This window comes from Ectothiorhodospira shaposhnikovii, assembly GCF_016584105.1.
GTDB lineage: Bacteria > Pseudomonadota > Gammaproteobacteria > Ectothiorhodospirales > Ectothiorhodospiraceae > Ectothiorhodospira > Ectothiorhodospira shaposhnikovii.
The window spans coordinates 1-13,563 of record NZ_NRSM01000039.1; the positions used below are offsets into that span (position 1 = coordinate 1).

16 protein-coding genes and 1 pseudogene are annotated in these 13,563 nt (G+C 52.6%); 14 read left to right on the plus strand and 3 right to left on the minus strand.

All coding sequences use genetic code 11. The features are described from left to right. Together CKO35_RS15865 and CKO35_RS15870 are read left to right on the plus strand one after the other, a co-directional pair. Nucleotides 1-326: transposase (locus CKO35_RS15865; RefSeq protein ID WP_200177093.1), on the plus strand; the 326-nt coding region annotated here is incomplete at its 5' end. Nucleotides 327-663: 337 nt separating this feature from the next. Further along, the gene (locus CKO35_RS15870; protein WP_200177094.1) at nucleotides 664-1,197 is read left to right on the plus strand and encodes a dihydrofolate reductase family protein; all 534 of its coding nucleotides are present in this window, start codon (nucleotides 664-666) and stop codon (nucleotides 1,195-1,197) included. A gap of 286 nt (nucleotides 1,198-1,483) precedes the next feature. Here the strand turns inward: CKO35_RS15870 and CKO35_RS18520 are convergent. Next, a pseudogene (locus CKO35_RS18520) lies at nucleotides 1,484-1,720 on the minus strand (IS91 family transposase); the annotation flags it as partial. 254 nt (nucleotides 1,721-1,974) lie between these two features. Here CKO35_RS18520 and blaPSE point away from each other — a divergent pair. Next, nucleotides 1,975-2,841, plus strand: coding sequence for a PSE family carbenicillin-hydrolyzing class A beta-lactamase (gene blaPSE / locus CKO35_RS15875; RefSeq protein ID WP_200177095.1), 867 nt, complete (start codon nucleotides 1,975-1,977; stop codon nucleotides 2,839-2,841). 283 nt (nucleotides 2,842-3,124) lie between these two features. Here the strand turns inward: blaPSE and fabF are convergent, their stop codons facing one another. Beyond that, nucleotides 3,125-4,390 carry a beta-ketoacyl-ACP synthase II gene (fabF, locus tag CKO35_RS15880; RefSeq protein ID WP_200177096.1) on the minus strand — a complete coding sequence of 422 codons (1,266 nt, stop codon included), beginning with the start codon at nucleotides 4,388-4,390 and terminating at the stop codon, nucleotides 3,125-3,127. A 92-nt stretch (nucleotides 4,391-4,482) separates the two neighbouring features. Here fabF and CKO35_RS15885 point away from each other — a divergent pair, with 92 nt between their 5' ends. The 4 genes from CKO35_RS15885 to CKO35_RS15900 all read left to right on the plus strand — a co-directional run bounded on the left by CKO35_RS15885 (nucleotide 4,483) and on the right by CKO35_RS15900 (nucleotide 8,925). Further along, on the plus strand, nucleotides 4,483-5,160 hold the full coding sequence (locus CKO35_RS15885) for a TetR/AcrR family transcriptional regulator (RefSeq protein ID WP_027852172.1): 678 nt from the start codon (nucleotides 4,483-4,485) through the stop codon (nucleotides 5,158-5,160). 730 nt (nucleotides 5,161-5,890) lie between these two features. Then, nucleotides 5,891-6,091 carry a hypothetical protein gene (locus tag CKO35_RS15890; RefSeq protein ID WP_200177097.1) on the plus strand — a complete coding sequence of 67 codons (201 nt, stop codon included), beginning with the start codon at nucleotides 5,891-5,893 and terminating at the stop codon, nucleotides 6,089-6,091. A gap of 1,276 nt (nucleotides 6,092-7,367) precedes the next feature. After that, nucleotides 7,368-8,147 carry a pepsin/retropepsin-like aspartic protease family protein gene (locus CKO35_RS15895; RefSeq protein ID WP_200177098.1) on the plus strand — a complete coding sequence of 260 codons (780 nt, stop codon included), beginning with the start codon at nucleotides 7,368-7,370 and terminating at the stop codon, nucleotides 8,145-8,147. Between the two features lie 199 nt (nucleotides 8,148-8,346). After that, entirely contained in the window at nucleotides 8,347-8,925 is a 579-nt protein-coding gene (locus CKO35_RS15900) for an HD domain-containing protein (RefSeq protein WP_207143852.1), read from the plus strand. A gap of 94 nt (nucleotides 8,926-9,019) precedes the next feature. On the opposite strand, the gene CKO35_RS15905 is transcribed toward CKO35_RS15900, so the two are convergent. Beyond that, nucleotides 9,020-9,151 carry a maturase gene (locus CKO35_RS15905; RefSeq protein ID WP_200177100.1) on the minus strand — a complete coding sequence of 44 codons (132 nt, stop codon included), beginning with the start codon at nucleotides 9,149-9,151 and terminating at the stop codon, nucleotides 9,020-9,022. Nucleotides 9,152-9,390: 239 nt separating this feature from the next. Here CKO35_RS15905 and CKO35_RS15910 point away from each other — a divergent pair, with 239 nt between their 5' ends. From CKO35_RS15910 to CKO35_RS15940, 7 genes are all read left to right on the plus strand, one after another. After that, a complete protein-coding gene (locus CKO35_RS15910) occupies nucleotides 9,391-9,762 on the plus strand; it encodes a VOC family protein (RefSeq protein WP_200177101.1) in 372 nt (123 codons plus the stop codon). Between the two features lie 196 nt (nucleotides 9,763-9,958). Further along, nucleotides 9,959-10,450 carry a class I SAM-dependent methyltransferase gene (locus CKO35_RS15915; RefSeq protein WP_338031816.1) on the plus strand — a complete coding sequence of 164 codons (492 nt, stop codon included), beginning with the start codon at nucleotides 9,959-9,961 and terminating at the stop codon, nucleotides 10,448-10,450. A 272-nt stretch (nucleotides 10,451-10,722) separates the two neighbouring features. Then, nucleotides 10,723-11,058, plus strand: a complete 336-nt coding sequence (locus CKO35_RS15920) for a hypothetical protein (RefSeq protein WP_200177103.1) — start codon at nucleotides 10,723-10,725, stop codon at nucleotides 11,056-11,058. Nucleotides 11,059-11,102: 44 nt separating this feature from the next. Beyond that, the gene (locus CKO35_RS15925) at nucleotides 11,103-11,972 is read left to right on the plus strand and encodes a hypothetical protein (RefSeq protein WP_200177104.1); all 870 of its coding nucleotides are present in this window, start codon (nucleotides 11,103-11,105) and stop codon (nucleotides 11,970-11,972) included. Nucleotides 11,973-11,989: 17 nt separating this feature from the next. Continuing rightward, the gene (locus CKO35_RS15930) at nucleotides 11,990-12,154 is read left to right on the plus strand and encodes a hypothetical protein (RefSeq protein ID WP_200177105.1); all 165 of its coding nucleotides are present in this window, start codon (nucleotides 11,990-11,992) and stop codon (nucleotides 12,152-12,154) included. A gap of 275 nt (nucleotides 12,155-12,429) precedes the next feature. Beyond that, on the plus strand, nucleotides 12,430-12,801 hold the full coding sequence (locus CKO35_RS15935) for a SecDF P1 head subdomain-containing protein (RefSeq protein ID WP_200177106.1): 372 nt from the start codon (nucleotides 12,430-12,432) through the stop codon (nucleotides 12,799-12,801). 167 nt (nucleotides 12,802-12,968) lie between these two features. Next, a complete protein-coding gene (locus CKO35_RS15940) occupies nucleotides 12,969-13,538 on the plus strand; it encodes a hypothetical protein (protein WP_242467275.1) in 570 nt (189 codons plus the stop codon). Nucleotides 13,539-13,563: the final 25 nt, after the last annotated feature.

The following is a 13,563-nucleotide window of genomic DNA, read 5'->3' on the forward strand; positions in this document are numbered from 1 at the left end:
TCACCTACAAGGACTATCGGACGGAACAGCGCAAGGTGATGGTATTGTCGGGGGAAGAATTTGTGCGCCGTTTTTTACAACACATCCTTCCCAAGGGTTTGATGCGGGTGCGCCATTACGGGTTTTTGGCCAATCGGTGCCGCCGTCAAAAGCTTGATCAGGTCAGGAGGGCATTATCGATGGCGCGCCCACCGGCAGCCACCGCCGCGCCGCGCAAGGAAGCGTCCGGGTATCCTTGTCCCCGATGCCGGAAAGGTCGTTTGCATGTCATTGCCGAAATATCGCGTCCTGTCCCATATCCCACGCTCAAGGCGCGACGATGTTAAGTGATTGAAAAATAGCGGGTGACGGAGCAGGCTGACAACGGCCTCCGGAAAGGCCGGACCTGAGTGCGGGCAAAACATTGAAACAGGGCCAACAATCAGGCTATGTTCATTCAAAACACACTTGCCAAGGACCCTCTAGCATGGCTCCACAGTGGCTGAAGGAACCCGCACAGGTAATCCACACCTGCCAAAGGGCCGCTCATGGCCCGCCTGGCCCACCGCCAAAATACAATCCCCATTATAAAGATGTGCGGTACATGGCTTCGTCCAACAGACGTTTATCCGCCATGCTGCGCACAGCGGATAAACGCTTATATGTTAGGTCTTAGGAGTAAAAGTGAAAGTTTCAGCTTACATGGCTCAAAGCCTTGATGGATACATAGCGGGAATAAATGGTGATCTAGATTGGCTGGAAAATATTACTAACCCAGACGGTAGCGATTTTGGTTTTTCAGAATTTATGTCAACGGTTGATGTGCTTCTTATGGGAAGAAATACATTTGAAAAAGTTGCTTCCTTCGGTTTCTGGCCATATAAAAAACATGTGTATGTTGCAAGTAGCTCACTACAATCTATTCCTGATGAATTTGCAGATAAAGCTAGCTTGATTTCAGGTAGTGTCGCTGTAATGCTAGATAAACTTTCTTCTCAAGGTATTGAATCTGTTTACATAGATGGTGGTTTATTAATCCAAAGTGCGTTACGAGCTAACGTGCTTGATGAACTAACGATCACTACGATGCCAATACTCTTAGGTTCAGGTATAAAATTGTTTGGTGATTTAGATAATCAAGTTGCGCTTGAATTGGTTCATTCGGAAGTCTTGCTCAATCAAATGGTGAAAACGCGTTACCGTGTGGCACCGACCTAACGAATAAGGTTAGATCGTGAGAGCGAAGCGAACCACGATCTGAACCGTTTGTTGGACAAGCCCGGTTGGGTCGAATGATGGGGGTCTGAAATCAGCTTTTGCGCTGACGGATTCAGCTGTTGACGCTTGGAGTGAATATGGGGCTCGTTGGCGACAATGATTCCGTGGTGCGGGTCGCGTAGGCACACAAAGCGGTGCTTCAGGTGATCATAGCCTACTTTCGGGGTGCACGAACCTCTCGGCTTGATGGCGCCGAATGCCGAGTGCCCAGGGTTGGTGAGGGCACTTACATACCCGTGACTCCGGCCCCGACATCCGGAGCGCGGGTATCCACTGGGCGCGGGGGGATTCGGGTGTGCAGGACCTTCATTGCCCCGCCGCAGCAAGGGCATGTGAGGAGGGGGCGTGGTCGCACCGGGGTCGGGATGGGCGCGGGACGAACCTTGAGCAGCACCTGCAACAGTTGTATCAGACGTTTGCGGTTGGGGTGCAAAAACCCGTAGTTGCGGGCACGGCGAAAGCCCCCAGCATGGCTCCACAGTGGCTGAAGGAACCCGCACAGGTAATCCACACCTGCCAAAGGGCCGCTCGTGGCCTGCTTGGCCCGCCGCCAAAAATACAATCCCCATTATAAGGATGTGCGGTACATGGCTTCGTCCAACAGACGTTTATCCGCCATGCTGCGCACGGTGGATAAACGCTTATATGTTAGCCTTATTTCAGTGCCTAATACTTTAAGTTAAGATGTATGCCAATCAATATTATGGGGTCACATACATGAAGTCTTTTTTGGTATTTGCGCTTTTAATGCCATCTATAGTTTTTGCAAGCAGTTCAAAATTTCAATCAGTTGAACAAGAAGTTAAGGGAATTGAGTCTTCGCTTTCTGCTCGTATAGGAGTCGCCATTCTGGATACTCAAGATGGCGAAAGCTGGGATTATAATGGTGATCAACGATTTCCGTTAACAAGTACTTTCAAAACAATAGCTTGTGCTAAGTTGCTGTATGATGCAGAGCATGGAAAAGTTAATCTCAATAGTGCAGTTGAGGTTAAGAAAGCAGATCTTGTGACCTATTCGCCTGTAGTAGAAAAGCAAGTAGGTCAACCAATAACGCTCTCTGATGCGTGCTTTGCTACTATGACAACAAGCGACAATACAGCAGCCAATATTGTTATAAATGCTGTCGGTGGCCCTAAAAGCATTACTGACTTTCTGAGACAAATTGGTGACAAAGAAACTCGTCTAGATCGTATCGAGCCTGAGCTCAATGAAGGTAAGCTCGGTGATTTGAGGGATACGACAACGCCTAATGCAATAACCAGCACGTTAAATCAATTATTATTTGGTTCCACGTTATCTGAAGCTAGTCAGAAAAAATTAGAGTATTGGATGGTGAATAATCAAGTTACTGGCAATTTGTTGAGGTCAGTATTGCCAGTGAAGTGGAGTATTGCCGATCGCTCAGGAGCGGGTGGATTTGGTGCTAGGAGTATTACAGCGATTGTGTGGAGTAAAGATAAGTCCCCGATTATCGTAAGTATCTATCTAGCTCAAACCGAGGCTTCAATGGCAGAACGAAATGACGTGATTGTTAAAATTGGTCGTTCAATTTTTGAAGTTTATACATCACAGTCGCGTTGATAAGGCTGACAAACGCCTCAAGAGGGACTGTCAACGCGTGGCGTTTCCAGTCCCAATGAACCGCGGTGGTTGCAGTTGTTGTGTTTGAGTTTAGTGTTATGCGTTGCCAGCCCCTTAGGCGGGCGTTAGCAGATAGGCCAAGTCTTCACCGACACATTTGCCGGGAGCACTTTTTGCGCGCGCAGTCGCCGGGGCCTTCCGGCGATGGAGCCGTCGAACATGCTGAAGTCTTCTTCTGACATGGCCTACAGATGGGCAGTATTTGGTCCCAGATTCCTATCCCCTATATTTTGCTGACGATCAGAGCAGCATTCACCCCACCGAAGCCGAAGCCGTTGCACAGCACGTGCCGAGTAGCGTGCTCGCGTGCCGAGCCCGAGACGATATCCAGGTCCTGCAGGTCATCGTCGACGTTCTCCAGGTTCAGGGTCGGGGGCAGGCGGTCGTGCATCACCGCCAGGGCGGAGAAGATGCTCTCCACGCCGCCGGCGGCACCCAGCAGATGGCCGGTGGCCGACTTGGTCGCGGAGATCGGGATGCCGGCCAAGGCGTCGCCGAAGGCGTTGCGCAGGGCGGCGATCTCGGCCCGGTCGCCGACCGGTGTCGAGGTGGCGTGGGCATTGATATGGTCGATCTCCTCGGGGGAGAGTCCCGCCATCTTGAGTGCTGTGCGAACGGCCGCGGCGGCCCCAGCCCCGTCTTCCGGGCCAGCGGTGATGTGGTGGGCATCGGCGCTGGTGCCATAGCCGCTAAGGATGGCCAGGGGCGTAGCCCCGCGGGCCTCGGCGTGGGCCAGGGTTTCGATCACCAATAGCCCCGCCCCTTCTCCCATGACGAAGCCATTGCGTGCCTGGTCGAAGGGGCGCGACGCCTTGGTGGGATCGTCCTGCTCGGTGGAGAGCGCCTTCATGGCATGAAAGCTGGCAAGTGACAGGGGATCGATACAAGCCTCGGCGCCGCCCACCAAGGCCACGTCAGCCTCGCCGCTGCGTATCAGGCGCATGCCGTCACCGATGGCCTGCAAGCCAGCCGCACAGGCGGTCACCGGGCATCCCAGTGGCCCCCGGAGGCCATAGCGAATCGACACATTGCCCGCCGCCAGGTTGGCCAGGAAGGCCGGTACGGTGAACGGGGAGAGCCGACGGTGGCCGCGGGTCGTCAGGGTGTTCTGTGCCTGGGTGATGGTGGGGAAGCCGCCGATGCCGGAGCCTACGATGGTGGCGGTGGCCAGGCGGTCCGTGTCGCTCGATGGGAACCAGTTGGCCTGGGTGAGCGCCTCTTCGGCGGCGGCCATGGCGTAGAGGCTGAACAGCTCCATCTTGCGACGCTCCTTGGTGTCGACCACCCGATTCGGGTCGAAGCCGGCTTCGGTGTCGTTGGCGATGTCGGGCACCGAACCGGCGACCTTGATCGGCAGGTCGCCGGCATCGAAGCGGGTTATCGGGGCGAGGCCGGAGCGGCCGGCGAGGAGGCGTTCCCAGCCCGCCTTGACGCCGCAGCCGAGGGGACTGATCACGCCCATTCCGGTGATGACGAGCGGTGATTGCATGGTAGTTTTCCTGAATGGCTTGGTGTTTTGCTAAGCTAACACCGGGCTTGATATGATCAAGATAATATTTAATTTGCGAAGGTGAAGGCACCGTGTCCTACTCGACGAACCGCAAGGAAAAATCGCGAGAGCGCATCCTCAAGTCGGCTATCGAGCTGTTCAGCCGCCATGGCTTCGAAAAGGTTTCCCTCGGCCAGATCATGAAGCTGGCGAAGATGACCCATGGCGCTTTCTATGCTCATTTCGCTTCGAAGGAAGCGCTCTATCGCGCCTCGGTGCGAGAAACCCTGGAGAGCAGCCGTGCGGCGAGGTTGATAAAGGGACCGCTGTCAGTGAAGCATCTGACGGCGCTGGTCGCAAACTGCTGGAGTCTCCAGGAGCTGGAACGAAAGTACAAGCCTGGGCCCGAATCGGTGCTTTTCAACGAGATCGGCAACGAAAACGCTGAGATCCGTACGTTGTTCGAAGCCTCATACCTGCGCACTAAGAAGATGCTGGAAACCCGCTTGGTCGCCCTGAGCCGCCTCAAGAAGCTCCCCTTTGAACCCGACCGCGATATTATCGCCGACAAGTCTCGCTCCATTCTCGCCTCACTGGTAGGCGCCGTAGCCATCGCCAAGAGCCTACCGGACGGGCAGGAACGCCAGCACATCCTCAATGCCGCCCAGCGCAACATTCTACAGATGCTTGGCGTCAACGAGAGTGAGCGGGAAAGTATGTTGAGCAACGTGGAGGCAGGAGCAGAGCCCCGCATAGCATATCCCTGCTGAGCAATATTCGTTTCTCAGCTTGAAGAGCATTGCTCTACTGCCGCTGATCAGCCGCCATGGAGTCCATAATGTGAGAATACGCTTACCTGTGACAGTAATATCTGGAAGTAGAGGTCGAAGCCCCAAGCTCCCTGACTTCGGACAAGAAGCGACTACGGAAATGCTAATCGGATAGCCGGGGGTTTTTCTCCCCCGGCCTCCACGTCACGGTAGGGTCCGGTGGTGATTCCAGCTCTTTCGGGCTGGCCCTCAGTCCAGCTCCCATGGCGACCACAACCCCGGTAGGGTTCGATGGTTATTCCGGCCCTTTCGAGCCGTCCCCTCAGTTCGAATCCCATAGGGACACGGACCGCAAGTGAGACAGATCTCCCCGAATAAGAACATGAACTTTCAGTGCGCAACCGCCGCATTTACCCTATCCCCTGCACCTGATGGGCTTCGTCACCTTGTGCTGACTCGCCCGGGGACTGAGCCTTATATGCGATTTACTCGCCCTATCTCTGGGGCTCGCCCTTCGGGCCAGCCTGCGGCTGTTCAAAATCGCTCCCGTCGATTTTGTCTGTCCGTCGGCTCGCACCTTTGCGCTCGGGCTTCCTTCAGACATTCCCTCCCGGGTTTGCCCTTGCCGGGACGCTCCTGACATCGCGTCCCTGCTGCTGGCGTTAGCCCCGGCACGCGACTCAGCGGTACACTAGGGGTCTCATGACCGACCAGATAGAGGAGGCACTCCATGAGTCGGGTCGAAACGATTGAACAAGAAGTCCAGAAGCTATCCGAGCGGGAGCTAGCGGACTTCCGCGAGTGGTTCGCGAAGTATGATGCGGACGCGTGGGATAGGAAGCTAGAGTCGGACGTTGAGACCGGCAAGTTGGACGCGCTTGCCGAGCGCGCCCTGGGCGACTATAAGGCAGGAAGAAGCCGCGAGCTGTGAAGCACCTTGCCTCGCCCCAGTTTTGGGAATGCTTTGATGCGCTTCCTTGGCGGGTTCAGGAACTAGCCCGTCGTAGCTATGAGCTCCTGAAGTAAAACCCTCGCCACCCCTCGCTTCACTTTAAGAAGGTCGGGCGATACAGTTCTGTTCGAGTCGGGCTGCAATACAGAGCCCTTGGCGTTGAAATCCCAGAAGGCATCCTCTGGTTCTGGATCGGGTCGCACGCTGAGTACGATAAATTGTTGGGCTAATCGGATTGCCGGGGGTTTTTCTCCCCCGGCCTCCACAACACCCCGCATGTGGGTCCGCACGGGCGTTTCCTCCGGGGTTCAAAGGACCATGCAACCATGGTGACCTTCAACGCTGGTTACCCAACGAATCGCCAAGGCCGTTTCACCCGGTCGGGCGCATTACGTCCGTTGAGACACGCGAGTCTCTTTCGTTGCCGGAGGTTCGGGCCTTCACCGTGTCTCACCCATTACGGTGAGCGTTTGGCTACTATGCCGTCTGCTGACTTCTGCCTCATCACGCCAATCGTTACCGATTGGCGCGCTGTCCGGGTCACGGTAGGGTCCGGTGGTGGTTCCAGCCCTTTCGAGCTGGCCCTCAGTCCGGCTCCCGTGGCGACCAAAGCCCCGGTAGGGTTCGATGGTTATTCCGGCCCTTTCGAGCCGTCCCCTCAGTTCGACTCCCATAGGGACACGGACCGCAAGTGAGACAGATCTCCCCGAATAAGAACATGAACTTTCAGTGCACAACCGCCGCATTTACCCTATCCCCTGCACCTGATGGGCTTCGTCACCTTGTGCTGACTTACCCGGGGACTGAGCCGTATATGCGATTTGCTCGCCCCATCCCTGGGGCTCGCCCTTCGGGCCAGCCTGCGGCTGTTCAAAATCGCTCCCGGCGATTTTGTCTGTCCGTCGGCTCGCATCTTTGCGCTCGGGCTTCCTTCAGACATTCCCTCACGGGTTTGCCCTTGCCGTCGGCTAGTAGTTACAGTCGTCCGCAGTGTGGACATCACAGGTACTCCTACGGGGACTTTCACCCCATCAGTTCATGCCCATGTCGGGCGTACACAAGGTGCTGCACGCGGAAAAATTACTCACTGCGCTCTTGATTTTCTGGTGAGCACGGCGTTCTTCTTACATACGATTTCATCTCGCAAACCCTATGTGAAGGGGTCTAATTTGTGACAGTTATATATCGACAAATGATCTTGCTATGCATCATCTTCATTCTGTCAGTATCTTCTTCCTATTCCTCATCAACTCCTATGGTTGAGACACCCATATCTTTTGATCATGCAAACATTCCCATGGTGGAAATGGCGATCGATAAGCACCATGTTAAATTATATTTGGATACGGGGGCTCGAGGGCTACACTTGCCAAAGGTAATTGCTGACACTATTCGCGGAGTCAATTTAACCGGCCGCACGGTAAAGAGTGTCGACTTGGCTGGGAAGGTCCGCGAAGATGCGGAATTCATGGTTCCTGAATTGCAGATGAATGGAATGGTATTTCGCAATGTCATCGGGCAATATTTGTCTGACTGGGGAGTCGGAAAGTCCGAATTCCAATTGCCCGTTATTGGACTTGATGTGCTTCAACAAAAAGAGCTCGTCATCGATTTTCCCCGGAAGAGGATCTTGATGAGCGATGCCCCGATTGCCTTCGACACGCTCTATCCCTCGGCGCAGGATCTTCAATTCACGCGTGCGGAAGAAGGACTCGTCATATCAGCGCATATCGGCAACAAGGAATGGTCTTTTGTATTGGATTGTGCAGCCAGCATATCGCTCATAAAGTCCTCTGCAAGTATCGATAAAGATTTGATTACTCCCTGCGCATTCGATCTATCTGGTGAACTTTGTGAGGCGGTGAGTGGTCATGTCTATTTTGGAGAAAAACTGATTGCCCTGCAAATGATTCGAATGCCTTTTCCAGAGCAGTTCAAGCCAATGGGAGTGATTGGGTATGATTTCTTTAGTCGATGCGCGCTTTATTTGAGCAAAGATCTCGATACGATGAAGATCGCCTGCACAGAAGAGTAGCAGTTAATGTGGCAAGGTATTCTACATTTACACAGAGAATTCGTTGCCTGACAGTTTAGAAACTTGGCGGGCCATGATTTCAATGAAAGTATAAGCGCCCAGAACAAGGAAAATTAACTCGGATGCAAATTCCGCTGCGCTTCATTTGCACCGGTTATTTGCGACTTTAAATGAACAAAATTGAGGAGTAATTGTGGAAATGCGAGAAGTTGAGTTAGAGGGTATTTTGGAATTCCTGAGAGGAGCAGAGCAGCTAAAGAATACTCTTCGGTCGTCGAGAACGTCCAATGGTCGTCACGAAAGTACAGCTGAGCATACTTGGCGATTGTGCTTGATGATATTGCTATTTGATAAGCAGTATCCTGACCTAGATATTTTGAAGTTAATTAAGATCTGTGTCATACATGATCTAGGCGAGGCTATAAATGGTGATATTGCTGCAGTAGACCAAATTGATGGCGTAGATAAGGGTGCTGAAGAAAGGCAGGATTTGGAACTGCTTATTCGTCCATTGCCCAGTAGCTTGCGGGAAGAAATTCTATCTTTATGGGATGAGTATGAAAATGCATCTTCCAAGGAAGCTCTTTTAGCAAAGGCTTTCGATAAAATAGAGACTATTCTGCAGCATACGCAAGGCAACAATCCACCAGGCTTCGACTATGGCTTCAATCTTAGCTATGGCAAGAAATATACGGACTATGACGATCTTACGGCTAAGCTAAGGGCGCTGATTGATAAGGATACAAAGTTATTAGCGGAGGGGAATAATAGCATTTAATCGGGTAAGGGCTGGTGTTTAGCCCGCCCTCCTCACACCACCTAGCATGCGGGTCCGCACTAGACGGTTCATAAGAAGGGAGCACACGACGATTTCAGGTATAACCATGCGCTTTCATCCATTGATCGCGGATGCTGATCAAGCCTTGGCATTGCAGCCAGTCAGTGGTCATTCCGGTCAGGGTGCCGAGGGATCGGGGCAGATGCCAGTAGCTCTTGGAGCTCATGCCTGTCCAGATGGCCTCTAGACAGATCCTCACGGGGCTGCCCTTGCCGTCGGCTAGTAGTTACAGTCGTCCACAGAGTGGACATCACAGGTACTCCTACAGGGGGCTTTCACCCATCAGTTCATGCCCATGCCGGGCGTACACAAAACGTGGCACCCGGACGTCCTTGTCTCCGCTTCGCTGCGTCAAGGTCGCCGGTGCGCTCTGCGTTATGCATCGATTGTGCGTGAGGAGGGTATGTGAGGACAGGGTTGGTTATTTATTCTTCATCAATTCAGCGCTTAGTCGAGTTTTATTGTCGGGTCTTTGGATTTGATATTTTGGAGAGTGACGAATCTTACGCTTTGCTAATAAATGGCAATTTTGAGCTTGTAGTGCTTGAAACTGAGATTTCAAGAAAATGGCCAAGCACAGAAAAGGCTAGAGAAAATACGCCAATTAAGCCAATATTCTTTATAGATGTTTCTCTTGATCTAATTAGTGGGAAAATAAAGGAAAACGGTGGGTCTGTATACCAACCAAAAAGCTGGGAGTTTGGTGGCCGCCAGGTATGTGATGGCTGTGATTGTGAAGGTAATATTTTTCAGCTGAGGGTTGGAAAAAATGCATAACAAGCGGCTGTTGTCAACCCTTCGGGGCTGGGACGGTCTTTCCGCCGCTGCGCGTCTACAATTCCACCTCAAAGCCGGGCGTTAAGGCTCTCATATGGACCCATCTGAAATAGGAAAGAAATACGACAAAATCGCACAGTCGTGGCATGACCAGCACTTTGAATCATCGTATGGTTTGAGTTAGTTTGAGAGGGCAATTAAATTTACTTATAAGGCTGGAAATGCCCTCGATGTGGGTTGTGGTGTAGGCGGTAGGTTAATTCGCATTATGCAGAATCGCGGCTTCTCAGTTACTGGCCTTGATGTATCGAAGGAAATGGTTGGATTGGCAAGTAAAAATCACCCGAATCACAATTTTATAAATCAGGATATATGCTCTTGGGGGACGAGCGAAAAGTTTGACTTCATTGTTGCCTGTGACAGCATTTTCCACTTGCCGCTTGCTATGCAAAATCCAGTTGTTTCAAAGCCGTGTCAGCTTTTGGCAAAAGGTGGAATTTTGATGTGTACATTTGTCAATGCTGAAGGAGAGCATGCTGATCAGTGGCGCGGGGAAACTTTTTGCTATAGTTCTATTGGTATCAATGAAAATGTGCGCGAACTTATAAATAATGGTTTGTCTGTTTTGCACCTCGAACTTGACCGATATCCAGAAAGGCATGTTTATGTCATTGCCACAAGGCCTTAATCGGATTGCCGGGGGTTTTTCTCCCCCGGCCTCCACAACACCCCGCATGCGGGTCCGCACGGGGCGTTTCCTCCGGGGTTCAAAGGACCGTGCAACCATGGTGACCTTCAACGCTGGTTACCCAACGAATCGCCAAGGCCGTTTCACCCGGTCGGGCGCATTACGTCCGTTGAGACACGCGGGTCTCTCTTCGTTGCCGGAGTTTCGGGCCTTGACTGGTGTTTTAGGTGTTATGTGGTTGGTCCCAGTGGTGGTTCGCGCCGAGAAGATGAATGACTGATAAACTTGATGAATTCAGAGCAAGGCTATTAAGCAGAGATTATCCGCAGTGGCGTAATCTGCTGTCTTGTTTGGTTCTAGTCGTTCTATCTACAGGCGCGGTACTGTCCTGGTGGTATGCTTATTACACGCTTCCTGATACGGAATGCCATAAAGGCTTTCTCTACTTATCAGTCTTGTGGCTTGCTGCGCAATGGGTAGTTGTTGGCTACTTGTACTGGTATCGGGATATTCCTGCATTTGCTCGGGGCGCCATAAAACTGCTAATTCTGACGGCCAATGTCTGGTTTGGGCTTTTCATTTTTTCACTCAAGCCATGTGGCTCATAGCAAAACCATATAACCAGTGCAGGTTGCCAATTTGGGAGAAGTAGATGGGAGCTTGGGGTGCCGGACTCTATCAAAATGATTATGCACTTAATTTGAAGAATACGATCTCGCTGGTTAGTAAGATACCACGAGACGGCGAGCGCCTTTTGGAAGTTCTTTGGCAGATGCAGTGTGATTCAGGAATTGATGAAGAAGACGAATGTACATTCTGGCTTGTTGTCGCGGACCAGTTTGAACGTCGAGGCATTGCTTGCCCTTCAGCCTTTTCCAAGGCGCTTGCCATTATTGACGATGGGCATGATATCAGATGCATGGAAGAGCTCAACCAAAAAGACATTATTAAGCGACAACGCCTGCTACTCGAACTCGCCGAGCGCCTCCGTTCTCCTAGGCCAGAGCGACCTATGAAGACTGCTAGAAAACCTCCTGAATATGTTGTTGAAGTAGGGGATATTTATGCCTATCCAACGATGAAGGGAAAAGCTGTTAATGCTTGGTTTCCAACATGGGAAAAGGCAGGTTTTCAGCCGGATGGCTGGGGAGCTCTCGTTGTACTCCAGAAAGGAAGAGCTTTTGACTGGCTACCATGGGTCTCCGTTGCCGCTTTAACGGTTCCCCATGAACGCCGCCCTTCTCTTGACGATGCTTTGAAAGCCAGGCTGCTGACATTTGATCTCCAAACCGACGGAGCCGCTAAAGTTGTTCCGAAGCGAAGCCACTTCAAACGCATGAAAATGGAGTTGCTTGGACGGGTTCAGCTCAATAACGAGAAGGCTGAACGTCAAGTTTCTACTTGGAGTGACGTGACTGCCATTGATTGCGGCTGGTCCCTTTGTTCACCGGCTTATAGTAGTAACATTGGTGATTTATCGATCGGCCCTTGTTTGGCCGACCTATTGGGTATGCCGCCGTGATAACGAACTGACAGGTGGTGACCGACGTTAATCAGAAGGGATACGACGTGGTCGGCCGCGATGGTGAGCGCATCTCGGTGAAGACCACCGCTGTGGCAGGAAGTGGCGGCCATGTAGTGTTCACCGCTGCAACGCTGTATCTGGTCGATCGTATCATCGTACTGCGTGTAAATACGGAATAGATGCAGATTGAGATCCTGCCCGATATTTCCACGGTAGATGTCATTCCCCTGCTTTTGGAGGAGAGGGACGGGAAGAGGAGCCTGCCTTTGGGACGTCTCGCCTCGAAGGCGAGAGAGAGGCGACCTGAAGGCTCTGCCTCTTTCGCGCCGGCCTTCACCGACTAACCTTATTCGTTATACAAAATCAGGAGTCATCGTGATGGTAAAATGTGTATACAGAGCGCTCATCCGGACCAAAAACCTCAATGCGGTTTTCGTCGGGTAAGCTAGGCGTCATGATGAGATGGCTCGCTGCTTTGTTCCTGGCTATTCCTGCCATTGTAATGGCCGAGGCTGTGCCTGAGTTCTATTTGTGCTCGCCCTACGTGGAGACATCTGAAGTTGGCGATAAGACGGATCTTGGTTGGCCGGTATTCGTCAAGTTAACAGGGGACGGAACTACAAGCCTGGAGGCGTTCACGAAAGCAAATGCCGGCAAAATGATCCGAATTGTTGTCGGTCGTCGCGAGTTTTCGAGGGCGACGATATGGGAGTCAATTTCCAGCGGAAATTTACAGGGGGTGTTCATCTCTCAGGATATCGCTACCGATTGGCAGCAAATTCTGGCAGGCAAACTCCCGGCAGCCCCATGCGGTGCACTGAATTGAGAAATGCTTAATTGGATAGCCGGGGGAGGGATCTCCCACGGTCTCCGCAACATTCCGCGGGCACGCCTTACCAGACCAGGGTGGTGTGGCAAGATATCGGAATGAATTCTCAATGACGTCATGCAGGTGGCTAATCGGGTATGGGAGCGGGTTCATATCAGTCCTGGTTGGGCACCCTTGCAGTGTTTCTCACCTGCATTGCTTTCCTGCCTTACATCCTGTCGATTTTGCGCGGCCAGACACGGCCGCATGTTTTCTCCTGGGTCATCTGGGGCATGAATACCAGCGTGGCCTTTCTCGCCATACTGCATGCGGGTGGAGGGCCTGGTGCCGGGGTGATCGGCTTTTCCGCCGGTGTGACCCTGTTCATTGCCGCCCTGGCCTATATCAAGCGTGCGGACGTGACCGTCACGTCGGTTGACCGTCTGTTTTTCGCCGTGGCGCTCGCCGCCATGCCGCTGTGGTACTGGGCGGAAGATCCCCTCTGGGCGATTTGGTTGATCACGGTGATCGAGCTTCTGGGATTCGGGCCGACCCTGCGCAAGACCTGGTTTCAGCCGTTCTCGGAGTCGATGACCTTTATGGTGTTGCTGGTGGTGCGCAATGCCTTGGTCATTGCCGCGCTTGATCATCATTCGACCACTACCGTGTTGTTCCCGGCCGCGATGGCGGCGGCCTGTCTGGCACTCATCGCCATCATGGTGTGGCGCAGGCCTTCCTGGAAAAGGGGCCGCTAGGGCGGATGATCAGGGCGCGAACCTG